Source organism: Flavobacterium pectinovorum (assembly GCF_006438875.1).
In the GTDB taxonomy this organism is placed as follows: Bacteria; Bacteroidota; Bacteroidia; order Flavobacteriales; family Flavobacteriaceae; genus Flavobacterium; species Flavobacterium pectinovorum_A.
Genome location: NZ_RCZH01000012.1, coordinates 179,762 through 205,720, shown reverse-complemented (window position 1 = coordinate 205,720; position 25,959 = coordinate 179,762). Strand labels below are relative to the sequence as shown.

Annotated in this window: 27 protein-coding genes; 14 read left to right on the top strand and 13 right to left on the bottom strand. The window is 32.2% G+C overall.

Annotation, left to right across the window (positions count from 1 at the left end):
* Positions 1-615 precede the first annotated feature (615 nt).
* The 11 genes from thrS (at position 616) to EAH81_RS18225 (ending at position 10,688) form a co-directional block, all read left to right on the top strand.
* The gene (gene thrS, locus EAH81_RS18270) at positions 616-2,562 is read left to right on the top strand and encodes a threonine--tRNA ligase (RefSeq protein WP_140509779.1); all 1,947 of its coding nucleotides are present in this window, start codon (positions 616-618) and stop codon (positions 2,560-2,562) included.
* 22 nt (positions 2,563-2,584) lie between these two features.
* A complete protein-coding gene (gene infC / locus EAH81_RS18265; protein ID WP_081491471.1) occupies positions 2,585-3,136 on the top strand; it encodes a translation initiation factor IF-3 in 552 nt (183 codons plus the stop codon).
* 99 nt (positions 3,137-3,235) lie between these two features.
* On the top strand, positions 3,236-3,433 hold the full coding sequence (rpmI, locus tag EAH81_RS18260; RefSeq protein ID WP_022827375.1) for a 50S ribosomal protein L35: 198 nt from the start codon (positions 3,236-3,238) through the stop codon (positions 3,431-3,433).
* A gap of 100 nt (positions 3,434-3,533) precedes the next feature.
* On the top strand, positions 3,534-3,878 hold the full coding sequence (gene rplT, locus EAH81_RS18255) for a 50S ribosomal protein L20 (protein WP_056246768.1): 345 nt from the start codon (positions 3,534-3,536) through the stop codon (positions 3,876-3,878).
* Between the two features lie 151 nt (positions 3,879-4,029).
* On the top strand, positions 4,030-4,602 hold the full coding sequence (locus EAH81_RS18250; RefSeq protein ID WP_140509777.1) for a Crp/Fnr family transcriptional regulator: 573 nt from the start codon (positions 4,030-4,032) through the stop codon (positions 4,600-4,602).
* 79 nt (positions 4,603-4,681) lie between these two features.
* Positions 4,682-5,116, top strand: a complete 435-nt coding sequence (locus EAH81_RS18245) for a carboxymuconolactone decarboxylase family protein (protein WP_140509775.1) — start codon at positions 4,682-4,684, stop codon at positions 5,114-5,116.
* A 584-nt stretch (positions 5,117-5,700) separates the two neighbouring features.
* Positions 5,701-7,008: a sensor histidine kinase gene (locus tag EAH81_RS18240; RefSeq protein WP_241676590.1), complete on the top strand. Its 1,308-nt coding sequence runs from the start codon at positions 5,701-5,703 to the stop codon at positions 7,006-7,008.
* Positions 7,009-7,010: 2 nt separating this feature from the next.
* Complete coding sequence (locus EAH81_RS18235) at positions 7,011-8,786, top strand: tetratricopeptide repeat-containing sensor histidine kinase (RefSeq protein WP_140509770.1); 1,776 nt, start codon at positions 7,011-7,013, stop codon at positions 8,784-8,786.
* 12 nt (positions 8,787-8,798) lie between these two features.
* Positions 8,799-9,467, top strand: coding sequence for a response regulator transcription factor (locus EAH81_RS18230; protein ID WP_140509768.1), 669 nt, complete (start codon positions 8,799-8,801; stop codon positions 9,465-9,467).
* A gap of 143 nt (positions 9,468-9,610) precedes the next feature.
* Positions 9,611-9,778, top strand: coding sequence for a hypothetical protein (locus EAH81_RS27500; RefSeq protein ID WP_158283865.1), 168 nt, complete (start codon positions 9,611-9,613; stop codon positions 9,776-9,778).
* Between the two features lie 106 nt (positions 9,779-9,884).
* Entirely contained in the window at positions 9,885-10,688 is an 804-nt protein-coding gene (locus EAH81_RS18225) for an endonuclease/exonuclease/phosphatase family protein (protein ID WP_140509766.1), read from the top strand.
* Position 10,689: 1 nt separating this feature from the next.
* On the opposite strand, the gene EAH81_RS18220 is transcribed toward EAH81_RS18225, so the two are convergent.
* Together EAH81_RS18220 and EAH81_RS18215 are read right to left on the bottom strand one after the other, a co-directional pair.
* Positions 10,690-11,949, bottom strand: coding sequence for an asparagine synthetase B (locus EAH81_RS18220; RefSeq protein WP_140509764.1), 1,260 nt, complete (start codon positions 11,947-11,949; stop codon positions 10,690-10,692).
* A gap of 341 nt (positions 11,950-12,290) precedes the next feature.
* Positions 12,291-12,956: a response regulator transcription factor gene (locus EAH81_RS18215; protein ID WP_140509762.1), complete on the bottom strand. Its 666-nt coding sequence runs from the start codon at positions 12,954-12,956 to the stop codon at positions 12,291-12,293.
* 126 nt (positions 12,957-13,082) lie between these two features.
* On the opposite strand from EAH81_RS18215, the gene EAH81_RS27495 reads away from it, so the two are divergent.
* Positions 13,083-13,220: a hypothetical protein gene (locus tag EAH81_RS27495; protein WP_161595828.1), complete on the top strand. Its 138-nt coding sequence runs from the start codon at positions 13,083-13,085 to the stop codon at positions 13,218-13,220.
* Between the two features lie 234 nt (positions 13,221-13,454).
* Here the strand turns inward: EAH81_RS27495 and EAH81_RS18210 are convergent, their stop codons facing one another.
* From EAH81_RS18210 to tgt, 11 genes are all read right to left on the bottom strand, one after another.
* Entirely contained in the window at positions 13,455-14,027 is a 573-nt protein-coding gene (locus tag EAH81_RS18210) for a hypothetical protein (RefSeq protein ID WP_140509760.1), read from the bottom strand.
* Positions 14,028-14,084: 57 nt separating this feature from the next.
* The gene (locus tag EAH81_RS18205; RefSeq protein ID WP_140509758.1) at positions 14,085-14,825 is read right to left on the bottom strand and encodes a hypothetical protein; all 741 of its coding nucleotides are present in this window, start codon (positions 14,823-14,825) and stop codon (positions 14,085-14,087) included.
* A 74-nt stretch (positions 14,826-14,899) separates the two neighbouring features.
* Positions 14,900-15,664: a hypothetical protein gene (locus tag EAH81_RS18200; protein WP_140509756.1), complete on the bottom strand. Its 765-nt coding sequence runs from the start codon at positions 15,662-15,664 to the stop codon at positions 14,900-14,902.
* Positions 15,665-15,799: 135 nt separating this feature from the next.
* Positions 15,800-16,591 (bottom strand): sensor histidine kinase, encoded by a 792-nt coding sequence (locus tag EAH81_RS18195; protein ID WP_140509754.1) that lies wholly within the window; start codon positions 16,589-16,591, stop codon positions 15,800-15,802.
* A 224-nt stretch (positions 16,592-16,815) separates the two neighbouring features.
* Positions 16,816-17,445 carry a hypothetical protein gene (locus EAH81_RS18190; RefSeq protein WP_140509752.1) on the bottom strand — a complete coding sequence of 210 codons (630 nt, stop codon included), beginning with the start codon at positions 17,443-17,445 and terminating at the stop codon, positions 16,816-16,818.
* A gap of 21 nt (positions 17,446-17,466) precedes the next feature.
* Complete coding sequence (locus EAH81_RS18185) at positions 17,467-17,823, bottom strand: hypothetical protein (protein ID WP_140509750.1); 357 nt, start codon at positions 17,821-17,823, stop codon at positions 17,467-17,469.
* 128 nt (positions 17,824-17,951) lie between these two features.
* Positions 17,952-19,496 carry a replicative DNA helicase gene (gene dnaB / locus EAH81_RS18180; protein WP_140509748.1) on the bottom strand — a complete coding sequence of 515 codons (1,545 nt, stop codon included), beginning with the start codon at positions 19,494-19,496 and terminating at the stop codon, positions 17,952-17,954.
* Positions 19,497-19,636: 140 nt separating this feature from the next.
* Positions 19,637-20,590: an acetyl-CoA carboxylase carboxyltransferase subunit alpha gene (locus EAH81_RS18175; protein ID WP_140509746.1), complete on the bottom strand. Its 954-nt coding sequence runs from the start codon at positions 20,588-20,590 to the stop codon at positions 19,637-19,639.
* Positions 20,591-20,701: 111 nt separating this feature from the next.
* The gene (locus EAH81_RS18170) at positions 20,702-21,589 is read right to left on the bottom strand and encodes a DMT family transporter (protein ID WP_140509744.1); all 888 of its coding nucleotides are present in this window, start codon (positions 21,587-21,589) and stop codon (positions 20,702-20,704) included.
* Entirely contained in the window at positions 21,576-22,664 is a 1,089-nt protein-coding gene (locus tag EAH81_RS18165; protein WP_140509742.1) for an LptF/LptG family permease, read from the bottom strand. Before EAH81_RS18165 ends, EAH81_RS18170 begins: the two co-directional genes overlap by 14 nt.
* Before the next feature lie 96 nt (positions 22,665-22,760).
* Positions 22,761-23,891 (bottom strand): tRNA guanosine(34) transglycosylase Tgt, encoded by a 1,131-nt coding sequence (tgt, locus tag EAH81_RS18160; protein ID WP_140509740.1) that lies wholly within the window; start codon positions 23,889-23,891, stop codon positions 22,761-22,763.
* A 528-nt stretch (positions 23,892-24,419) separates the two neighbouring features.
* Here tgt and EAH81_RS18155 point away from each other — a divergent pair.
* Both EAH81_RS18155 and EAH81_RS18150 read left to right on the top strand, forming a co-directional pair.
* Positions 24,420-25,280 carry a polysaccharide deacetylase family protein gene (locus EAH81_RS18155; RefSeq protein ID WP_140509738.1) on the top strand — a complete coding sequence of 287 codons (861 nt, stop codon included), beginning with the start codon at positions 24,420-24,422 and terminating at the stop codon, positions 25,278-25,280.
* A gap of 218 nt (positions 25,281-25,498) precedes the next feature.
* Positions 25,499-25,798 (top strand): hypothetical protein, encoded by a 300-nt coding sequence (locus EAH81_RS18150; RefSeq protein ID WP_140509736.1) that lies wholly within the window; start codon positions 25,499-25,501, stop codon positions 25,796-25,798.
* Positions 25,799-25,959 lie beyond the last annotated feature (161 nt).

Here is a 25,959-nt window from a genome sequence, read left to right as displayed (position 1 = left end):
GAAAGTTTTTTGTTGCTTTTGGGGTTTTGCTTGTTTTACGGGGGGTTGCCGCTAAGGCACTAAGACGCAAAGACTCATTTTGCTGGTGTTTTGGTTAATCGCGCAATCCCGATCCCGAAACTTCGGGACGGGAGCGAAGGCGCAGAGTTTTGGTTTTGCGGTGATTTTATCCCGGAAATTCTTCTGGAAACTGCTGCCCTAGCCCCGATAGTAACGAAAATCCTTTTGCTTTTTCCTTTAAAAAGCAAAAGATTGTAGTGGATAGCGGGAAATAGCTCCTGATCTTATTCAAATTCCATGTCTGAAATCCCAAATCCCAAATCATACCTATATAGTAAACCCGACAGGCTTTCAAAATCTGTTGGGTTTGGCGGCTGAAAAACACTCCTTATATATAGGTATAAAAAATAACCCGGCAGACTTTGAAAATCTGTTGGACTGGATAAAGAAGCGCTCCTGCCTATATGGCACGATTTTCTCCTTATATATAAAGGATAATAGTTACCTGCATTATCCTGATATAAATTCTTCCTATATATTATAGTATAAACATGAATATATGTATTGTATGTATTTTTGTAATGCCTTATATTTGCATTCACAAAATTATAAACAATGATTAAGATTACTTTACCCGACGGGTCAATTAGAGAGTTTGCTTCGGGCGTAACTCCGATGGAGGTTGCTAAGAGCATTAGTGAAGGATTTGCAAGAAACGTGATTTCGGCATCTTTTAATGGTACAACAATTGAAACCGAAACTCCATTGACGACCGACGGTAGTCTTATTTTATATACTTGGAACGATGCAGAAGGTAAAAAAGCTTTTTGGCATTCGACTTCGCACGTCATGGCGCAAGCGCTTGAGGAATTATATCCTGGAATTAAACTAACTCTTGGACCTGCGATTTCTAACGGTTTCTATTATGATGTTGATTTTGAAGACCAAAAAATCACTGATGCTGATTTTAAAAAGATCGAAGATCGTGTTCTTGAGATTTCAAGAGGTAAGCATGAATTTAAAATGCGTCCGGTTAGCAAAGCTGATGCTTTAGAAATGTACAAAGATAACGTTTACAAGACTGAGTTAATCTCAAATCTTGAAGACGGAACTATTACTTTTTGTGACCATGCTACTTTTACTGATTTATGCCGTGGTGGACATATTCCGAATACCGGAATCATCAAGGCTTTTAAAATCATGAGTGTAGCGGGTGCTTACTGGAGAGGTGATGAGAAAAACAAACAGTTGACTCGTGTTTACGGAACTTCTTTTCCTAAACAGAAAGATTTGACTGAGTATCTTGAACTTCTTGAGGAAGCAAAACGTCGCGATCACCGTAAATTAGGAAAGGAACTTGAATTATTTGCTTTCTCTCAAAAAGTTGGTGCTGGTTTACCTTTATGGTTACCTAAAGGCGCTGCGCTTAGAGATCGTTTAGAACAATTTTTAAAGAAAGCTCAGAAGAAAGCCGGATACGAACAAGTGGTTACTCCACATATTGGTCAGAAAGAACTGTATGTAACTTCTGGTCACTATGCAAAATATGGTGCTGATAGTTTTCAACCAATCAGCACTCCAGCCGAAGGTGAAGAGTTTTTATTGAAACCAATGAACTGTCCTCACCACTGTGAGATCTATAATGTAAGACCTTGGTCTTATAAAGATTTACCGAAGCGTTACGCTGAATTTGGTACTGTATATAGATATGAGCAGTCTGGTGAATTGCATGGTTTAACTCGCGTAAGAGGATTTACTCAGGATGATGCACATATTTTTTGTACTCCGGAGCAATTAGACGAAGAGTTTAAAAAAGTTATTGACCTGGTACTTTATGTATTTGGTTCATTAGGTTTTGAAAACTTTACGGCTCAAATTTCGTTAAGAGATAAAGAAAACAGAGATAAATACATTGGTTCTGATGAAAATTGGGAGAAAGCTGAAAATGCAATTATCAATGCTGCGGCTGATAAAGGACTAAATACTGTAGTAGAATATGGCGAGGCTGCTTTTTATGGTCCGAAGCTTGACTTTATGGTTAAAGATGCTTTGGGCAGACAATGGCAATTAGGAACTATTCAAGTGGATTATAACCTTCCTGAACGTTTTGAATTAACATATAAAGGTGCTGATAATGAATTACATCGCCCTGTTATGATTCACAGAGCTCCTTTTGGATCAATGGAACGCTTTATAGCAATTTTACTTGAGCACACTGCAGGAAATTTCCCACTTTGGCTTATACCGGAACAGGCTATAATCTTGTCTTTGAGCGAGAAATACGAAATATATGCTAAAAAAGTTTTAGATTTGCTAGAAAATCACGAAATTCGCGCCCTAATTGACAACCGAAGCGAGACTATTGGTAAGAAAATTAGAGATGCTGAAATGCAGAAAATACCGTTTATGCTTATCGTAGGTGAGGAAGAGGAGAAAAACGGAACGATTTCAATCCGTCGTCACGGTCAAGAAGGAAAAGGGAATATTACAGTTACAATTGATGAATTTGTCGCTATTGTAAACGAAGAAATAAAAAAGACATTAAAAGTTTTTACAGTTTAACTTAAATTATAAAGTCATAGCAATAAGAAGCAACAGAGGTTACCAACCTCGAGTAGAAAAAAAGGATGCCCACAGAATAAATAACCTTATTCGTGGTGTACAAGAAGTAAGATTAGTTGGCGAGAACATCGAACCTGGTGTATTTAAGCTTGCTGAAGCTTTACGATTAGCGGATCAATTTGAATTGGATTTGGTTGAGATTTCGCCAAACGCTGAACCGCCAGTTTGTAAAATCATGGATTACAAGAAATTTGTTTACGAACAAAAGAAACGTGATAAGGTTTTAAAAGCTAAGTCTACGCAAGTTGTAGTAAAAGAAATTCGTTTTGGTCCTCAGACAGATGAGCATGATTATGAGTTTAAAAGAAAGAATGCAGAGAAGTTCCTGAAAGAAGGTGCTAAACTAAAAGCATTCGTTTTCTTTAAAGGACGTTCTATCATCTATAAAGATCAAGGACAGATTTTATTACTACGTTTGGCTACAGATCTGGAAGAACATGGTAAAGTTGAGGCAATGCCCGTTTTAGAAGGAAAGAGAATGATTATGTTCATTGCTCCGAAGAAAAAGAAATAGTGTTCAGTTTACAGTTTCAGTATTCAGTTTTAGAACCTGAAACTGTAAACTTGAAACAAAGAAATAAGTAAGTAAGAATAAATTAAAACACTAGGAAAAATGCCTAAAATGAAAACAAAATCTAGCGCCAAGAAACGTTTCAAAGTTACTGGTTCTGGAAAGATTAAAAGAAAGCATGCTTTTAAAAGTCACATCTTGACTAAAAAATCTAAAAAACGTAAATTAGCTTTGACACACTCAGCGTTAGTTCACAAAACAGATATGAAAAGCATCAAACAACAATTAAGAATTATCTAATAATTCTTTAGGTTAAAAATTATTTATATAACCTTGGAGTATGGCTTTTAAGTTCCTTTGATTTAATTCAGGACGCCTGCTACAAAAACACATTAAAATTATGCCAAGAGCAGTAAATTCAGTTGCCAAAAGAGCAAGAAGAAAAAAAATAATGAAGCAAGCCAAAGGTTTCTTTGGTAGACGTAAAAACGTTTGGACAGTTGCTAAGAATGCAGTAGAGAAAGCAATGTGCTACGCTTACCGCGATAGAAAACAAAACAAAAGAAATTTCCGTGCTTTATGGATTCAACGTATCAACGCTGGAGCTAGATTGGAAGGAATCTCTTATTCTCAATTCATGGGAAAAGTAAAAGCTAACGGAATCGAATTGAACCGTAAAGTTCTTGCAGATTTAGCGATGAATCACCCTGAAGCTTTCAAAGCAATACTTAATAAAGTAAAATAAACGTTTTATAAACTCAATTTAGATTACTTACTTATCATAGAAAAACCATTCGTTAACGCGAATGGTTTTTTGCTTTATAGATATTTCTAAAATTCCAACTTTTACAAATTGAATATAAAAGGTACATTTGTATATAATCTAGTATCTTCAAATGTTTACATCTCTTTTTCAACATATAGAAAAATTTATAATTCTCGAACCTTCGGAGATCGATATTCTTAAATCGTGCTTAGGTTTATCTACAATCAAAAAGAAGACACTTGTACTGCAGGAAGGCCAGGTTTGTAATACAATGTATTTTATTATCAAAGGGTGTATGCGACAATACATAATCAATTCTAAAGGAAGTGAACAAACTCTTCAGTTTGGGATTGAAAACTGGTGGATTACTGATTATTTAAGTTATCATAATCATACTCCTTCCCATTTTTATATTCAGGCTATTGAGAACTGCGAAGTCATTGCTATAGAAAAACCTATTCTGGAATCTCTTTTAATTCAGATTCCGAAACTAGAGCGCTACTTTCGAATCGTTTCTCAAAAATCCTTTGGTGCTGCTCAGATGCGCATTAAATTTCTGTTTACGATGTCGGCAGAAGAAAGATATCATCATTTTAATGATATGAATCCTGAATTTGTACAACGTGTTCCCCAATACATGCTTGCCTCCTATCTCGATTTTTCTGCTGAATTCATGAGTAAAATTAGAGCAGGAAAGATATAAATCGTATTTCTTGAAGTACTTCAAGTTTTTTAATGTGGATATACCTGACCTTTGTATCAAACATTAAAAAATAAGAAAAATGAAATCAAGAATCGTTATCCCAACAGTTGCTCCAGAAGCTTATCAAGCGTTAATGAATTTAGAAAAATACATTTCAACTACTTCCTTAACACCTGTACATAAAGAATTAATTAAAATTCGTGCCTCACAAATAAATGGCTGTGCTTATTGTATCAACATGCATACTATTGACGGCAGAAAACATGGTATAACTGAGCAAAAAATCTATTTGCTAAATGCATGGCGTGAAGCGGATGTTTACACTGAGGAAGAAAAAGCAATCTTAGCTTTGACTGAACAAGTTACTCTAATCAGTAATCATGTTTCTGATGAAGTTTATCAAAATGCTGCAAATCTATTTGATGAAAAATACCTTGCCGAAATCATTCTTTTGATTATCACTATTAATTCGTGGAACAGATTGGCAATAACTACAGGAATGAGAGCGGTCTAATATGACACATGACCTATAGCTAAATTCACAAGAAAACCCTCCATCACAAGGGTTTTTCTTGTATATACATCTAAACGAGCGCAAGACACGAAAAAAAAAGACAAACTCACAAAATACCGTATTTATACTCTTTTTTAAAAACTAAAAATCTTTATTTTTGGCGCATGATACCACAGAGATTGCGCACACTCCTCTTTATACTTTTTTCGTTTCTATTTTTTTTCTCCTGTCAAAGAAAGGATTGCAAAATATCAAAATCTAAAAACACAAAAGCCGAAGTTAAAAAACTAATTTCTATTGCAGATTATTTATTTTACAATAATGATAAATTAGATAGTGCTTTTTACTATTATAATAAGGCAAAATTTATTTGCAATCCAATAACTGATGCAGACAATTATGTGAGTACATTAAACCGTATGGCAGAGATCCAGCAAGTTCATGGAGATTATGCCGGAAGCGAAACTACGATAAGTGAAGCTCTTCCGTATTTGAAATATGTAAAAAAGGCTCCTCAAATATGGAATTCTTATATTATTCAAAGCATTAACTACTTAAATACCTACGACTATAAAAATGCATTATTGTACAATCAAAAAGCTTTAAAAGTAGCAACAGAAGAATGGCGCAAGCTTGCTGCAAAAAATAATATTGCGGTTATATTTATGGAAGAAGGAAAATATAAGGAATCACTTCAAATTTTTCTTTCATTAATAACAAAAAAAGAAGTAGTAAATGATTATCTATTCCAAGGTAAAGCTTTAGACAATATTGGCTTTTGCTATTTCAAAACAAATAATCCCACAAGAGCCCTTGAGTATTTTAACAAAAGTCTACAATTAAGAACAACGAGGAACAAACCCTTTGATTTAGGAAAAAGTTACATGCATTTTGCAAAATTCTACGAAAAAAGCAATCCTTCTTTAGCAAAAAAATATATGCTTTTCAGCTATGAGAAATTTACTTGTATAAATAATGTTGATGAAAGACTCTCTTTATTAAAATTAATAATCACAAATAGCTCCAATAAAGAACTAAAAAAATACGCTATAATTTATGTGAATCTAACCGATAGCGTTTTTGAAATAAGACAAAAAGCAAAAAATCAATTTGCAAGAATTAAATATGACTCTAAAAAAGAAAAAGATGAAAATTTAAAACTGAAGACGCATAAGGTAGAAAATGAATTACAATTAGAAAGACAAAAAAACAGAAACATTATCTCTTATATCATTATCGTATTAAGCATTAGCTTAATTATAGTGCTTTATTTCTATTTGACTTCCAGAGGCAATCGGGAAAAAATTGAAGCAACATACAAAAGTGAAACGCGCATCGCAAAAAAATTACATGATGAACTTGCTAATGATATATATCATACTATGGTTTTTGCCGAAAGCAAAAACCTCTCCTTACCCGAAAACAAAGAGCAATTACTGAATAATCTGGATATTATATACTCAAGAACAAGAGATATTTCTACGGAAAATAATCTTAATATAACTTCAGAAAAATACACTTTCTATTTAGAAGAAATGATTTCCGGTTTTAATACTTCCAATATTAATCTAGTCTTAAATGGAATTGAAGCTATACCCTGGAATGAAATCGAAAAAAATAAAAAAGTAACTGTTTATAGAGTATTGCAAGAATTACTTGTAAATATGAAGAAATACAGCAATGCTACTTTAGTTGGTATTACTTTTAAAAAAACAGATAACGATATAATTGTGATTTACACCGATAACGGAAAAGGTATTGACCTTAATACAATAAATTTTAAAAATGGACTGCATAACGTTGAAAACAGGATTATAGCAATCAAAGGTATAATTGATATTGATTCTGCTCCAGATAAAGGGTTTAAAGTTTTTTTTAAATTCCCTATTTAGTCATGGAAAAACAATTTAATCTTATTCCTAACAAAACCATTTTAAAATATCTCTTAATAATACAATTTCTATTATTAGGAGGTTCGCTGTTATTGTTTCAATCTTATAAAAATGAAAACCCGCTAAAACTTAGAAAAAAGAATCATACCATAGAAATAAAAAGACTTACAGATATTGCAGATATCTATTTTGATACAAACAAAAAAGATAGCGCCATATACTTTTTCAACAAAGCTAAAAAACTATGTGACCCTAAAATAAACACTATAGATTATGTCTATGCATTATCTTGTATTGCTGAGCTTCAGTTAGAGCAAGGAAATTATATTGCCTGTGAAGCAAATGCTACCGAAGCATTGCCTTATTTAAAATATATCAAAAACCCAAGATATTCATGGATCATATACAATATATTAGGCAATAATTACGCAAACAACTATGATAATAGTAATGCTATTTTATACCTTAAAAAAGCATTAGCTTTAAAGAGTAGTGCCTGGAGAAAATATATCACGTTAAATAATTTAGCCGCTATATATATGGATGAAAAGAAATATAAAGACGCTATGGATATATTTAATATACTGGCGTCACAAAAAAACATTTCAAAATATGATGCAATTAATCACAATAATTATTCTTTCGTAATAAACAATTTAGGATTTTGTCACTATAAACTGGGAAATTCAAAAAAAGCATTAAACTATTTTTACGAAGCATTAAAGATTCGATTAAAACCAGAAACTCAAGAAGGATTGATTACTACCTATAAATATCTCTCGATCTTTTTTGAAAAGACCAACCCACATTTATCCCGGGAATATGCCAAAAAGGCTTATGTTCATGCCTTAAAAATAGATAATGCAATTGATAAGATCGAAACATTAGGATTATTGATTAAACATAGCGAAGGTCATGAATTAAAACAACACACTTTATCCTACTTAAAACTTGTTGACAGTATTACTATTGCGAGGCAAACTGCAAAAAACCAATTTACTAATATTCAATATAATTCAAAAAAAGACAAAGAAGAAAATCTAAAACTTAAAACCCAAAAGGCTGAAAACAAACTTCAACTAGAAAGGCAAAAAGAACGAATTATCATTGCGTACATCATAATTGTATTCATTCTGGGATTGGTTGGATTTCAATATTTTCATTTTAAAGGAAAAGGGAAAAAAGAAAAAGATGAGGCAGTTTTTAAAAGTGAGCTTCGAATATCTAAAAAATTAAATGACGAACTCGCCAATGATGTTTACCAAACAATGGCTTTTGCAGAAAACAGAGATTTAAAGTTAATCGAAAACAAAGAACATCTTCTAAACAATTTAGAGAATATATATTTACGAACCAGAAACATCTCGAAGGAAAATAGCAAAATAACAACTGATAATAATTATGTTTCTGCACTAAAAGAAATGATTGCCGAGTTTAAGACTCCAAAAATTAATATTTTACTAAATGGTTTTGATGGTGTTTTTTGGGATAAGGTCGAAAAAAACAAGAAGATCATCTTATATCGTGTTTTACAAGAACTGTTTTTAAACATGAAGAAACATAGTCAGGCAACATTAGTGAGCATTACCTTCAAAATAAAAGAAAAAAATATAGTCGTTACTTACAATGATAACGGCACTGGAATCAGTAAAAATGATTTAATTTTAAAAAATGGATTACAAAATGTGGAAAACCGTATTAAAACTATAAATGGAACTGTTATTTTTGACCTCGATTATGAAAAAGGTTTTAAATTAAGTTTCACTTTACCCCTTTAAACAAAATATAATATGTTCAAAAAAGTTTTAGTTGCCGAAGATTTAGATAGTATTAGTATAGCAGTGATACAAGTACTTGAAGACCTTAATATCCCAACAATTCACCATGTGAAGTATTGTGACGATGGCTTATTAAAAGTAAAAAAAGCATTAGTAGAAAACGAACCATACGATTTAGTTATAAGCGATTTGTCTTTTAAGACAGATCATAGAAAGACTCAACTCAATAATGGTGAAGATTTAATAAAAGCTATAAACGATGTTCAGCCTCAATTAAAAAAAATAGTTTTCTCGATTGAAGATAAATCTTATCGAATAAAATCTCTTTTTAACGACTTTGGTATTAATGCTTACGTTTCTAAAGGCAGAAATAGTATGGAAGAGCTGAGAAAAGCAATTGAAGGAACTTTTAGAAACGAAGAAAAAATCCTTTCTTCTGATTTATCTTTTAGTTTTAACGATAAAGCTCTGATCGAAATTGAATCATACGACATATCAATTCTACAACTTTTGTCACAAGGATACATTTTAGAACATATCTCAAACGAATTTAAAGCTACTTGTATAACTCCAAATGGGACAAGTAGTATCGAAAAAAGAATTAATAAGCTTAAAATTTATTTTAAAGCCAATAATAATGTTCATTTAATCGCAATTGCTAAAGATTTTGGTTTAGTTTAAATTTTCTTGTTTTTTACGGAATCACGTAAGGAAATGCTTTTTTATAGCCATAGATTTGTAATGAATCTATTAACTAACCGATGAAACCTAGATATAGAATTAATTTTGTCTCAAAAATTAATACAACCAAAAACAAAATCATTATGAAAACCATGCTTCTTTGTCTTTTACTTTCAATGAGTTTTGCTTTCATTTCAGAAAAAACGGGATGGATTGAAGTAGATTGGAAGATTATATTTATTCCGGCCCTTCTTGTTTTACAGATTATAATTATTAGTACCGCTTTAAAAAACAGATATAAAAAAGAATAAGGCTATTTTAATTTTACTTTTTTAAAACACAAGAATTCAAATATTAGAATAAAAGAACTTATCGTCAAATTTTGAAATGCTTATATTTGATTTTTTAAAATTCTGCATGAAAAACACTCTTAGCTTTATTCTTTTATTTTTTTACTTATTCTCTTTTTCACAAACTAAAATTCTTTCCTGGAATTTAGAAAACTTTGGTAAATCAAAATCCGAATCTGAATTAAATTTTATAGCCAATACTATTAACAATTATGACATTATTGCAATTCAGGAAGTCGTTGCCGGTTATGGTGGCGCTCAGGCAATTGCAAAACTCACAGGAATTCTAAACGAAAAAGGGGCGAAATGGGATTATAGCATTAGTGATCCAACAAGCAGCAGCAGTTATAAACGAGAACGTTATGCTTTTATCTGGAAAACTTCTAAAATAAAGCTGAAAGGAAATACATGGCTGGAGAAAAAATATAATTTAGAAATTGATCGGGAACCTTACTTTGCTACTTTCGAAATTGATAAAAGAACAATAACATTGGTCAGTTTTCATGCTATTACTAAAAGTAAACAACCAGAAACAGAAATTAAGTATTTTAAATTCTTACCTGCGGAATATCCAAACTTAAATTTAGTTTTTCTTGGAGATTTTAATTGCCCTCAATCCCATACTGTTTTTAATCCGTTAAAAAATATGGGATATAACCCTATTTTACAAAATCAAAAAACCACATTAAAACAGAAATGTAATGCCGATACTTGTTTAGCTTCTGAATTTGACAATATATTCTATAAGGCTCAGTCTGTAAAATATATTAATTCAGGTATCATTTCATTTCATAAAAAATTCACTTCCTTAAAGGAAGCCCGAAAAATATCAGATCACATTCCAATATGGTTTGAATTTTCTTTGAATTAAATTATGTTTTTTGCTTTTTCTTTCTTGCAGCCGGAAACAAAACATTGTTAAGAATTAATCTGTAACCTGGAGAATTTGGATGCAAATCTAAAACTGTTGGCGGATCTCCAACCTGATGTTGAAAATCTTCAGGATCATGGCCACCAAAAAAAGTAAACATTCCTTTTCCTTTTTCACCATGAATATATCTCGATTCACCATTTAGCTCGCAAGTCCCCATAACCAAAACATTTGATTTTATTAATGCTGTATCAAATGATGTTGTTTGTCCCATAAATCCTTTCACTAATTGCGTGTGATTCTGACATAACATACTTGGGATTGGATCCCATTTCGCTGAAAATTCCATTAAGGTAAAATAATCTTTTTCAACAGGAATTCTTCGCTTTGTAGTCATGTCAATATCTGAGAATTCATAAACTTCCGGTCTTCTTTCTAAGACAAAATCTTTAAAAGCAAACGAATTTGAATAATTTAATTTTGACTGATAATTTGAATCACTTGCGTCACCATCAAACATAGCTTCGCAAATATCAACTCCATCAGCAGCTAAGGCAATATCAAAACTGTCTGTTGCGGAACACATGGCAAACATAAAACCTCCTCCAATAACAAAATCTCTAATTTTTTTTGCAACGGCACTTTTTTCCTGTGATACTTTGGCATAACCAAGTTTCGTTGCCAGAGCTTCGGCATCCTTTTTTTGATCGATATACCAGGGTGTATTTTTGTAAGCGGCATAAAACTTACCATATTGTCCGGTAAAATCTTCATGATGCAAGTGTAGCCAATCATAAAGTAATAACTGATCGCTTAATACTTCTTCGTCATAAATTGGTGTGAAAGGAATTTCGGCATAAGTCAATACTAAGGTTACAGCATCATCCCAAGGTTGTTTTCCTTTGGGAGTATAAACGGCAATTTTTGGTGCTTTTTCGAGAATAACAGATTCCATATTTTGTGATGGACTAGAGATTTCTTCTAAAATTGAAGCCTCCTCACTATCTGAAAGAATCTCAAAACTAACACCGCGTATCTGACATTCTTTTCTAATTTCGGCAACATCGGGTAATAGAAATGATCCTCCTCTATAATTGAGCAGCCAACTTGCTTTATAATCTTTACTTAAACACCAATAGGTAATTCCGTATGCTTTTAGATGGTTTTGCTGAGTTGTTTCGTCCATCGGTAATAAGATAAACGAAGCTTTTGCCGTAAATGAAAATAGAAATATGAATATATAAACTAAACTCTTATTCATTAGAAAATTATTTTAGTAAAGATATAAAGGAAGCGCCAAAAAACACAATAGATATCCAGTTTTATAGTGGACGTAAACGTTAAATACAAAATCAAATAAATGATAGTTATATTAAGTTACAAAAACAGGTAAAAACACGTGGACTAGCAAAACTTTTTCTAACTAAATTTGCTATCCCGAATCATCAAACTAATCAATGAAAAAACCAGAACAATGAAGTTTAATGATAGTAATAACCACCCTAAGGGATTAAATGTGATGCAGAAAATAGGTCTATGTTTACTAGTAGTGACAATTGTTTTATACTATGTTTTATCAATTCAATTTCTAGCCAGTTAAAATTAAAGTGTGAGATCTGCTATTTCGTTTTGAATTGCATAAACGACTAAACCAGCTATGTTTCGAGATTCAGTTTTAAGTAATAAATTATTGCGATGTCCTTCGACTGTTCTTGGACTTAAGTAAAGATGATCTGCAATTTCAGAAGTTGTTTTTTGCTGACAGATAAGCTGCAGGATTTCTATTTCGCGGGGCGAAAGAAAACTCGTTTCTAAATTGCCTTTTGTATTTTTAGAAGAAACTATTGTTTCCTGGATTGTTTTTAAAACGTTTTCATTATAATGAAAACCTTTTCTATGAACCTCATTAATAGTTCGTATTAAATCTTTGGGTGTTGTATTCTTTATCAAATAGGCGACAGCTCCAACCTGAATCATATTGGCAATAAATGATTTGGTATCATAACTTGTCAAAGCAATTATTTTAATATCGGGAAATAATTTCCTAATTATCTTTGTCGCTTCAACGCCATTTAATACCGGCATTTTTAAATCCATTACAATTATATCCGGTTTTGTTTCGATCTCTTGTAGTTGAGAAATAAGATCTTCTCCGTTTGATGCTTCAAAAACGATTTCGATATTATCTTCTCTTTGCAACAAAAAAGAAATCCCTTTACGGAATAAAACTTCGTCATCGACTAAAGCAATTTTAATAGCGGCACTCATTTTTTTTGTTTTTGGTCGTTTGGTCTGCCGAAATTACAAAATATGAACCAAAAAAATACGTAATACCGTATTATATTGTGTCAAAAAACTATTTATTATTCGATTATAAGTTAAAAACTAAAAATTATGACTATTTCTTTACCAACTTCAGAGTTTATTTTGATTGCTTGGTTTAAAAACGAAATGTGGCCATCAATATTCTTCATAGCCAGACCTTTTTTGATTTTCAGTACTTTTTCTCGAGAAATAGAAAACAGTACCTAAAGAAGTCCCGTTAATAAAAAAGGATTGCTGCTAAAATATAGCCGTTTTTATGATTTCGAATTCCAGAATTGTCTTTGGAATCTTATAAACCTGAAGCTTTGTTTTTTAATTTATTATTCACCAATCAAGTATATTGGAATTAGTCTTGTTAAAAACATCTACAATAAACAAATCTCTACCAAAACATATATTTTGATAGAGATCTTTATTGATTTTGATTTACAAAACTATATGTTATTCAGAAGCAGCCGGGTCACCGTTAGGCGGACAAGGACGAGTAGCATCATAAACTTCCTGACTATCTGCGGTTTTACCTGTTGAAGACAATCCTTTTTTAATTGCATTATTTTTGTCTAATCCAATCAAAATAGTGGTTACTTTTCCTATTGGATTAAGTCCTAAAAACAAACCAATATTTGCTGTATTTTTGTTTTTTAGCATATCTGTAATAACAGCAGCTTCCAGACTATAATGTTTAAAACGAGCACCTTCATAAGAAAGCACTTCATCCAGATCAGTCACAGTCTTCAATTTCCTTTGCCATTCATTAATACCATTAAGCGCAATGTCAGGCGAAATTAAGTGTGCATTTAGCAGGGCTGTTCCTTTATTTGTTTTATTATTTGACATTCTTAGTGCAGAAAATTTATCCGCAGTAGAAGTTTCTTTAAGAATTTCAGAATCAACACTTGCAAATTCTTTTCCTGACCTGTCAACTCCAATAACTTTAATTTGCAAAGTATTATCACGGTAACCTAAAACAAACTGAACGAATTCTACATTTGGTGTTTCTACCAATTTAGACATTTCATCACTTGGAATAGAGATTTATTAATTGTGGTAAATCTTAAAATATCAAATTAATCAATAAGGAGGAGAAGGACGCGTCCCATCATATACATCACCATTATCACCATCTTTACCTGTTGAAGACACTTTCTTTATTGAATTGTTTTGATCTAAACCTATCAAAATAGTAGTTACTTTTCCAATAGGATTAAGTCCTAAAAACAAACCAATATTTGCTGTGTTTTTATTTTTAAGCATATCAACAATAATAGCAGCTTCGATACTATAATGATTAAAACGGGCACCCTTATAAGATAGCACGTCATCTAAATCAGAAACTGTATTCAGTTTTTCCTGCCACGCAGTAATACCATCGATCGCGTCTTTAGGAAATAATAAATGCTCATTTAAAAGTGCTGTTCCTTTATCTGTTTTCTTATTTGACGTCGCTAATGCCGAAAATTTATCGGTGCCAGAAGTTTCTTTAAGAATTTTAGAATCAACGCTTGCAAATTCTTTTCCAGCTTTATTAACTCCTACAACTTTAATTTGTAAAGTATTATTACTATAACCTAGTACAAATTGAACAAATTCTACATTTGGTGTTTCTACCAATTTAGAAATTAGAGCTGTTGGAAATAAATATGCTGTAACTTCCTTTTGAGAATCGGCGAATTTTGCATCCAGCTTTGCTGTTTGCCAATTCTCCTGCTCCACTTTTGAAACTATGGAAGTATCCTCTTGTGAGTTCTCTTTTTGACAAGAGAACATTAAAAGCGCTATCAAAGATGCACCTAATAAACTTGTTTTTTTCATTATTAGTAGTAATTAGTTAAACGTAATGGTTACTGAGTAATCCTAAAATTCAAAGTAAAATCTTCACTAAAAAATTATAACAATTCAGGAGCAGGATCTCCATAAGGAGGGCAAGGACGTGACCCATCGTACACATCATTAGTGCTCGCTTCTTTACTTGTTAATGATATTTTCTTCATTGAATTATTTTTATCCAATCCTATCAAAATAGTCGTTACTTTCCCAATAGGATTAAGCCCTAAAAACAAGCCAATATTTGCTGTATTTTTATTTTTAAGCAGATCCGTAATAATAGCAGCTTCTAAAGAATAATGCTTAAAACGAGCACCTTCATAAGATAGCACGTCATCTAAATCAGAAATCTTGTTCAGTTTTTCCTGCCATGCAGTGATACCATCGAGCGCATCTTTAGGAAATAATAAATGATTATTTAAAATTGCTGTTCCTTTATTTGTTTTGCGATTTGACGTTTTTAATACAGACAATTTATCTGTGTCCGAAGTTTCTCTAAGAATATTAGAATCAACACTAGTCAATTCTTTTCCTGTTTTATCAACTCCAATAACCTTAATTTGTAAAGTATTGTCACTGTAACCTAAAACAAACTGAACAAATTCTACATTTGGTGTTTCTACCAATTTAGACATTTGAGCTGTTGGAAATAAATAAGCGGTTATCTGTTTTTGAGAATCTGCGAATTTAGCATCAAGCTTTGCTGTTTGCCAATTCTCCTGCTCCACTTTTGAGACTATGGAACTATTTTCCTGCGAATTCTCTTTTTGACAAGAGAACGTTAAAAGTGCTATCAAGACAGCACCAAATAAACTGGTTCTTTTCATTATTAGTAATTGTTAGTTAAACGTAATGGTTATTAAAATTAAACCGATAAAATCAAAAAAAAACTCCATCAAAATATTCATTCCAATAGAGATTTATTAATTGTATCAAAAAATTATTTATTATTTGATTTTAATTTAAAAAGTAAAAATTACAGCTATTCCTTTACCAACTTCTGAGTTAATTTTGATTGTTCCGTCTAAAAATGAAATACGGCTATCGATATTCTTCATACCTAAGCCTTTTTGATTTTCAATATTTTTACAATCAAAACCAACTCCATTATCTTCATAATTACAAGTGTCGATTCCATTTATATTTTTAAAAGCGATCCAAATTTCAGTTGCCTTTCCATGCCGCAGTGAGTTATTCATTAATTCTTGTAAAATTCTAAAAACGTGTAAATGACGATCAATCTCTTTCTCATCAAAATCAATTTCACTTTTATAATATGTTTTTATTGCTTTACTACTTTCAAATTCTTCACATAATTCTTCAACACCTGCATTCAATCCAAACTTTTCAAAAACGGGAGGCAATAAATTATGAGCAATTTTCCTTGAATTATCAAGTGCTTTGGTTGTCAACGCAATTATATTCCCTGTAATTTCTAACGTTTCAGCTTCTGTCAAATTTGGCGCGGTAAGCAAATGGCTGTTCAACGAAACAATATTTAGTTTAGAACTAATATCATCATGAAGATCCTGAGCAATTCTTTTTCGCTCTTCTTCCTGAGCCACAATAATAGCATGCAATTGATCTTTTTGATATTGAATTTCTAAGTTCTTATTTTCAATTTCTTTTTGAATGATTTTCTTTCTGGAGAAATAGAAAAATGTAATTAAAAAAACAGCAAGAATCATGAAAAAGCAGGATATATATAAAATTATCGCAACAATTTCTTTATCTGGAACTGAATTCCCATTCATTATGAAAGCTTTAGTGTTTCGCATTATCTATATTAAAATCAAATACTTCTTATTTAGTACTTCCAAAATATAATTTTTCAAAATTAAAATCTTTGATGAAATTTATCTTGACAGAGATTTTTTATCGTGTTCCGTCAAAATCCTTAATCTCCTAAAAGGCTGCAATAAATAGCATTTTTTTTATTATGAATTTAATTTAGCATTCATAAAAAAGATTATTATTATTATTCAATTTTATTTTCATAGAAACTTACTTTCCATTCATATAAAATAAACAATTGATAAATCACAATTAGGAATGCATTTAATGCCCATGTCCAATATTTCACATCATTACTAAGTTCCATAGAAAGGTTTCCAATTAAAAATAAAACTGTACTTGCTAATAAATAAAATACAATACCAAAACTAACATAATAGTATTTTTTACCATCCGTAAGCATATTGTATAAGTGAAACAAAGCGAAAACGACTATAAGCAAAGATGTTAGCGTAATTTCAAACAAATTAAATTTTAAAAATTGGCTTGAATCCATAACAAATTGTGCTAATAAAAACAGCAATGCAATAACGAGGGAAATCTTTACAAAAATCTTTTGGCTTTTAATTGGAAGTAATGAATTATAAAACAACCCTAATAATATCATTTGGCCTATAAAAAATATATTAACAGCAAATAAATTATTGATCTCAAGTCGGTACATTAATTCCAAAGAAATTTGCATTACAAATATAAATGCCAAATAGGAAACAAAAAAAACATTAGCTTTCCCCTCTCGGAAAAAGCTAAATAAGTATAGTATGAGATTTAGTAATAAAATCAAATAACCTGAGAAAATTAAAAAATCGATCACTTTTATATGGTTTCTTTAAAATTAAAATGGAGGACTAGGACGTGCGCCATCATAAACGATTTCTACAGGTCCACCCTCAGCTTTATTTTGTTCTGATTTTGGTGGTCCATAAACATTTATATATTTATTTGTTTTTGGATCTAGTTCTGCTCCTACGAAAAGTAACGTCTTTTCATTGTCGTCATTAATACCAATATACGCCCAGACAGCCTCGGTTTCTAGTTCCAAAACTTTTTCCAGACTTTCTCTTGGTATCAAAAAAGCTTTTACTTTTTTCTTTGGGTCTTCAATCGTGGTATCATCCTGGAATCTCTTTTCCCACACTTGAGCCGTGCTTAATGGAATTTCAATAGGTCCCGGAAAGGTTTCTTCATTCATAATTTACAATTTAAATTAGTTAATAGTATTAGATTTGTTAAATGGTTTGGCTAAACTACAGAAATTAATCAATAATTTTAACATTAGACATAAAAAAAAGCCTCATAATAAGGCTTTTTAATATTTTGTTAAAATGGAACATCACTATCATCATCGTCATCATTTAAATTGCTTCCAAATGCTTCATTTGCAGAGGGTAAATTCTTAGTTATAAATGGATTTTCCTCATGATTCATTTTTGATGGCAAATCATCATAATTACCTGAAAAATCATCCAGGTTATCAAATTTTCCAAGATGTCCAATAAATTTCAAACGAACGTTTTCAATTCCACCATTACGGTGCTTGGCTATCATTATCTCTGCCTGACCAGCGGTTGACGAAGCTTCATCATCATCCCATTCGTCAATTTTATAATATTCCGGTCGATATAAAAACGAAACAATATCAGCATCTTGCTCAATCGCTCCAGATTCACGAAGATCCGAAAGCAAAGGACGTTTACTAGATCCACGCGTTTCAACGGCACGTGATAACTGAGAAAGTGCAATTACCGGAACGTTAAGTTCTTTGGCCAAAGCTTTTAAGTTTCGGGAAATTGTCGAAATCTCCTGCTCACGGTTTCCTCCACCCTTACTATTTCCACCGGCAGTCATCAACTGCAAATAATCAACAATGATGATTTTGATTCCGTGCTGTGAAACCAAACGACGGCATTTTGCTCTTAAGTCAAAAATAGAAAGCGACGGAGTATCATCAATAAACAGCGGAGCTTTTTCTAAATTTTTCACTTTGGTACTCAACATCGTCCATTCGTGAGGCTCTAATTTACCCGTACGTAATTTCTCCGATGACAAACCTGTTTCTGATGAAATCAACCTCGTGATTAACTGAACTGATGCCATCTCCAGAGAGAACAATGCTACCGGATGTCCAAAATCGATCGCTATATTTCTAGCCATAGAAAGTACAAACGCAGTTTTTCCCATCGCAGGTCTCGCCGCAATGATAATTAAATCACTTGGCTGCCATCCCGAAGTCAGTTTATCTAAATTGGTAAAACCAGTTTCGACACCACTCAATCCTTCTTGCTTCGAAATTTCTTCAATACGTTTTTTAGCTTGCAAAACTAAACTTTGAGCAGTTTCAGAACTACGCTTTATATTTCCTTGTGTTACTTCGTATAATTTTGATTCGGCCTGATCAAGTAAATTAAATACATCTGTTGTTTCATCATATGACGCTTCAATAATTTCAGAAGAAATACGAATCAAACTTCTTTGAATAAATTTCTGAAGAATGATACGAGAGTGAAATTCAATGTGCGCAGAAGATGCAATTTTTTGCGTAAGCTGAATTAAATAAAAATCACCGCCGGCTAGTTCTAATTTTCCATTCTTTTTCAGCTGAGAGGAAACAGTCAGCAAGTCGATTGGCTGAGTGTCGGTAAAAAGCTGAACGATTGCTTCAAAAATAAATTTGTGTGCGTCTTTATAAAAAGCATCAGCTTGTAAAATATCAATTACATCATCAACCCCTTTTTTATCAATCATCATCGCCCCAAGCACAGCCTCTTCTAAATCAAGCACTTGTGGAGGAAGTTTTCCCTTTTCTAAATTAATAATTGTGGTTTTATCTACCTTTACAGGATTTACATTTTTGAAATTTTCCATATAGCGAAAGTAGCAAAATTTAAAAAAAAATTGCTATTGAGTTATAACTATTAATTGTTTATAAATAAGTGTTTTTTGTTCATAACCAAAAAAAAATCCGAAACTGTAAGGCTTCGGATTTTTATCAATCTTGTAAGAATTTACTCTTTATACTCGCCCATATTACTATATTTGTCCATTCTTTGGGCAATTAAGTCGGCTGTTGATAAGTCTTTCAATTCGTTATATCCTTTAGTAATATATTCGGCAACCGTTTTAAAAGTAGTTTCACGATCATAGTGTGCTCCTCCTAATGGTTCCGGAATAACGTCATCAACTAATTTTTGTCTTTTCATGTCAGATGAAGTCAATTTTAAAGCATCAGCAGCACGTTCTTTATATTCCCAGCTTTTCCATAAAATCGAAGAACAAGATTCTGGAGAAATTACAGAATACCAAGTATTCTCTAACATATAGACTTTATCTCCAACACCTATTCCTAAAGCTCCTCCAGAAGCACCTTCACCAACAATAATAGTGATAATTGGCACTTGTAAACGAACCATTTCAAAAATATTTCTTGCAATAGCTTCTCCTTGCCCTCTTTCTTCGGCCTCAAGTCCTGGGTATGCACCCGGAGTATCTACCAAAGTCAAAACGGGAATACCAAATTTCTCTGCCATTTTCATTAAACGCAAAGCTTTACGATATCCTTCAGGATTTGCCATACCAAAATTACGGTATTGACGCGTTTTTGTATTAAACCCTTTTTGCTGACCAACGATCATAAACGATTGTCCGTTTATTTTTCCAAGTCCGCCAACCATAGCTTTATCATCTTTAAAGTTTCTGTCACCGTGAAGTTCCAGAAACGTCTCTCCGCAAATTGCTCTGATATAATCTAAGGTATAAGGTCTATTTGGATGTCTTGACAATTGAACACGTTGCCAGGCCGTAAGGTTTTTGTATATTTCTTTCTTAGTTTGTTCTAATTTCTTGTTGATTTCCTTGCAGGTTGGTGTTACATCAACATCAGATTCTTTTCCAATAATAACACACTTTTCTAACTGTTCTTCAAGTTCTTTGATTGGAAGCTCAAAATCTAAATATTCCATGGATTTTTGAATTTTGTTTGTAAATCGAACCGCAAATATAAAAATATTATATCATTGGCACAGTTAATTGTTAGTAAAGTATCAATTTGTTATTTAAAAATAAGTAAACTATTACAGTTCTTTCTTATTTTTATAATGTTTAAAAACGCCGTTTAAAATAACTGTAATTACAATTATAAGGGCGCCAATATAAAATTCTGTACTCATTTTTTCTTTTCCTCCCAGAATAAAATAAGCCAGTATAATTCCGTAAACAGGCTCTAAATTAGTCGTTAACATCACCGTATAAGGTGTTAGTTTCTGCATAACTTTAACCGAAGCCGTAAATGCATAAGCAGTACAAACAGAGGCCAAAACCAGTAATAAAACCCAGTTATTTAATGACATTGTAAAAAAATCAGCGGTAAATTTTCCCTGCACTAAAAAATAAACAGAAATAAAGAAAACTCCTGCGCCAAACTCATAAAATGTAATAACAGACGGATCGTGTTCTGTAATCAGTTTACCATTCATTAAAGTAAATAAAACACCCAAAATAATTGCAGCCAAAGCATAATACATACCATGTAGATATTTAACTTCGACTTGCATGATAAGTGCCAAACCTGCGATAATAATTAATCCGAAGAAAACTTCATAGAATAATATTTTTCTTCCGTAAAAAAGCGGCTCTAATAAGGAAGCAAAAAAAGCACCCAACGAAAATATCGAAAGCGTTATTGAAACATTAGAAACATGAATTGCCCTAAAAAAGAAAATCCAATGAAGTGCAATTAGCAATCCAACAAAAATCAATTTGGCAAAAGACTGCATAGAAATCACAAAAGATTGCTTCTTATAAACAATGAATCCAGCCAGAAAAATGCCCGCTAAAAGCATTCTGAACCAAACTAAATTTTCGGCATCAATTGTAATTAAAGCGCCTAAAATGGCTGTAAAACCCCAGATAAAAACAATTAAGTGAAGATTTAAATAACTTTTTAAATTATCGTTTCGCATTACGTAATAAGTAAACTGCCAGAATTCCGAAAACAATATTCGGGAACCAAACAGCTAAAAAAGGTGAGAAAGTAGATTTTTCGGCAAGAGTACCGAAGATTTTATCAAAGAAAACAAAAGAAAACGCAATTGCAATTCCTATCGCAAGATTAGTTCCCATACCGCCACGACGTTTCATTGACGAAACTGCCACTGCAATAATGGTCAAAATAAAAGCGGAAACCGGCACACTATATTTCTTATAAAGCACTACCAAATAAACATTAATATTTCCCGAACCTCTTTTGCGTTCTTTATCAATAAAATCGATTAATTTTCCTAACGAAAGTGTTTCAGCAATATATACTACAGGAGTTAAATCTGCCAATTCAAACTTAAAAGGAACATTCTTTTCCGGTGCTTTTTCGATCTTGTCTTCCAAGTCTCCAATAGTTCTTTTTGTATAATCATACAAAATATAAGTTTTCTTTTTCGGATCCCATTTGATACGGCTTGCAGTAATTTTATAGGTAAGTTTATCTTTTTCAAAATGTTCTAACGAAAAGTTGAACGCAGTTTTAGATTCTTCATTAAAACTATTTACAAAAATAAAATCATTGTCATTAAGCTGTCGGTAAACATTTGTATTATTACCAAGCATTTCTGCTTTTCCATTACCTTTTAGATAGGTGTACCTAAAATTATTGAACCCCTCACTTGCAGCCGGAACAATGAAAAAACCCATTAAAAGCACAAAAACCGAAACGATAGAAGCACCAATAACATAAGGTCGTAGAAAACGTGTGAACGAAATTCCAGAACTCAGAATTGCGATAATCTCTGTATTATTAGCCAGTTTTGAGGTAAACCAAATTACCGATAAAAACAAAAATATCGGAAATAATGAGTTCGCAAAATAAATCGTAAAGTTGTAATAATAGATCGCAATTGCAGTAAACGGAATCTTATTTTCCAGCATTTTATTAACCTTCTCAGAGACATCAATTACAATTCCAATTGGAATAAATAGTAATATCATCACCGAAAAAGTGGCTAAATATCTTTTTAAAATATACTTATCTATTATCGTTAGCATAGATTTGTTTTTGTTTTAAGTTTCAAGTTTTATTTGTTTCAGGTTTCAGGTCCCAGCGAAGAATCTGAAACTTGAAACCTGAAACTTGAAGCTTTTTTATAGTCTTTGACTCATATTTTTAACCATCATTTCTTTCCATGGTCTAAAATCTCCTGCTAAGATATGTTTTCTGGCTTCACGAACCAACCACATATAAAAACCAAGATTATGAATCGTCGCAATTTGTTTTCCTAAATATTCATTTGCAGCAAACAAGTGACGTAAATATGCCTTTGTATAATCAGTATCTACAAAAGTATGTCCCATTTCATCAATTGGAGAAAAATCATCCTCCCACTTCTTATTCTTGATATTGATTGTTCCGTTTGCAGTAAACAACATCCCATTTCTGGCATTTCGAGTTGGCATTACACAATCGAACATATCAATTCCTAGCGCAATATTTTCCAAAATATTAATCGGAGTACCAACGCCCATTAAATAACGAGGTTTGTCTTCCGGTAGAATTTCGCAGACAACTTCAGTCATCGCATACATTTCTTCCGCAGGTTCTCCTACTGACAAACCACCAATTGCATTACCTTGCTGTCCTGAATTTGCAATATATTCTGCCGATTGCTGACGTAAATCTTTATAAGTACTTCCCTGAACAATCGGGAAAAACGTTTGCTCGTAACCATATTTAAAAGGTACTTTATCCAAATGATTGATACAACGATCCAACCAACGATGTGTCATGTGCATCGAACGTTGCGCATATCTGTAATCACAAGGATAAGGCGTACATTCGTCAAAAGCCATAATAATATCAGCTCCAATTGTACGTTGAATTTCCATCACACTTTCCGGTGAAAAAAAGTGATAAGAACCATCGATATGTGATTTGAACTTCACTCCTTCTTCCTTAATTTTTCTATTATTCGAAAGAGAATAAACCTGATATCCACCAGAATCCGTCAAAATATTACGATCCCAATTCATGAATTTATGCAATCCACCCGCTTTTTCAAGAATTTCAGTCTGCGGACGTAAATATAAATGGTATGTATTTCCTAGAATAATATCCGGATTAATATCCTCTTTTAACTCACGTTGGTGTACCCCTTTTACAGAAGCAACCGTCCCAACAGGCATAAAAATAGGCGTTTCAATTACGCCATGATCTGTAGTAATACTTCCCGCTCTAGCTTTAGATTGCGGATCTTTTTGTAATAAATCAAACTTCATCTGTTTCTTTTTTCAGTCGGCAAAGATAAGCTAATTTCAGGGAAAATTAATTAATTAGATAATTTGTCAATTTAGATAATTAGATAATGATTTTAACAATCCTAAAACAGGTCCAAAAACTTGAAACTTGAAACATAAAAAACTTGAAACTTGAAACATAAAAAACCTGAAACTTGGAATTTGAAATTTAAAAATTTGGGATTTAAAAGTATTTGGGCGTTCCCTTCGGTCGGGCTATCCGCTAAATTCCCAATTAACAAAAACTACGGCTAAAAAGCCTTGTTTTTCTAAATCGGGAGATACCGCTTCTATCCCTAACGCAAAAAAAAGACGTGACAATTCAACAAGAAATCCTTAAATTTGAATAAAATCCTGTAATGATTGTCAGGCTGAGCGGAGTCGAAGCCCCGCAAAGTAAACCCAGTAGAGATTTTTCTACAGTAAGAAAAATAAAAATCTGCTCAATCTGCAACCCGAGCGATAGCGAACTGGCGAAGCAAATCTGCGAGCAAAAAACAGAATAAAACAATGAACTTAGCCCAAAAACTTGGATATCCAGAAAATACCAAACTATTAATTATCCACGCCGACGATGCCGGATTAGCACACTCAGAAAATCAAGCCACTATAAAAGCCCTCCAAAACGGATCTGTAAACTCCTATAGTATAATGACTCCCTGCGCGTGGTTTTTCGAAATGGCAACATTCGCCAAAAACAATCCACAATACGATTGCGGAATTCATTTGACACTTACCTGTGAATGGGAAAATTACAAATTTGGTCCGGTTCTTCCCATCTCTGAAGTTTCAAGTTTAGTGGACAAAAATGGCTATTTCTACAAAACCAGAGCCGATTTTAAAAACAATGCCAAACCTTCAGAAATAAAAAAAGAACTTACAGCACAAATCGAAAAAGCACTCCAATTCGGAATCCAGCCAACACATCTTGATTCGCACATGTGCAGTATTGGCGTTACACCAGAAATTTTAGAAATATACAAAGAACTCGGAAAAACTTATAATCTACCGGTTTTCATCAACAGGCAATTTGTAGAAACAATCCGTTTATCTGACGAAGAATATAATTACGAAAACACACTTTTAGCCGATAATCTTTTGATTGGATATTTTGCTGATTTTGAAAAAGGCGAACTTCAAAAATCTTATGAAAGAGCTTTAGATTCTATAAAATCCGGATTTAATGTTTTTTTACTTCATCCCGCTTTTGATGATTCCGAAATGCAGGGCATTACAATCAATCATCCAAATTTTGGTTCAGCTTGGCGTCAAATAGATTTTGATTTTTTCACCAGTAATGAATGTAAAACGAAACTTGAGGAAAATAAAATTCAATTGATAACATGGAGAGATATTCAGGGAATTATTTAATTAGAAAATTGTCAATTAGAAAATGAGATAATTATTTTCGCTTAGCCTGAAACAATAAAAACGTGAAACAAAAAGATCTGGAATTTGGAATTTATCCCGATAGCTATCGGGATGGAATTTATCTTAGAATGTGAATACTGCAATTTCCTGATTCAAAAGATGTAAAACCTTAAAACCGTTATTTCGTAACTTTATAGAATACTATAAAAAGAGAAATCATGATAAATTCAGAAGAAAAAGACACAGCAAACGAAAATGAAATCGAAAAAAATCTGGAAGAACTAGATTATCCTGCCTCCGAAGATATTTACAGCAATGATGATAAACTGGAGAACATTGACCCGGAAGAAATTTCAAACGGAAAAGCCATCAATCAGCAAGATCACGAATGGAAACAAAACAGTGATAAACTCGGAAATGATTTAGACGTTCCGGGCTCAGAACTTGACGACGAACAAGAAGATATAGGTTCTGAAGATGAAGAAAACAATTACTACAGCGAAGGCGATAACAATTAAACCATATTATTTACTTGCTTAAATTTATTTTTTGCCACAGATAAAAAGATTAACACCGATTTATTTTTAAATCAATTTGATCTTTTAATCTGTGGCAAAACTCTTATATAGCAGATTTTGAAGTTTTTATTCAAAATCAATAAAAAAAAGCCAAAGAATTT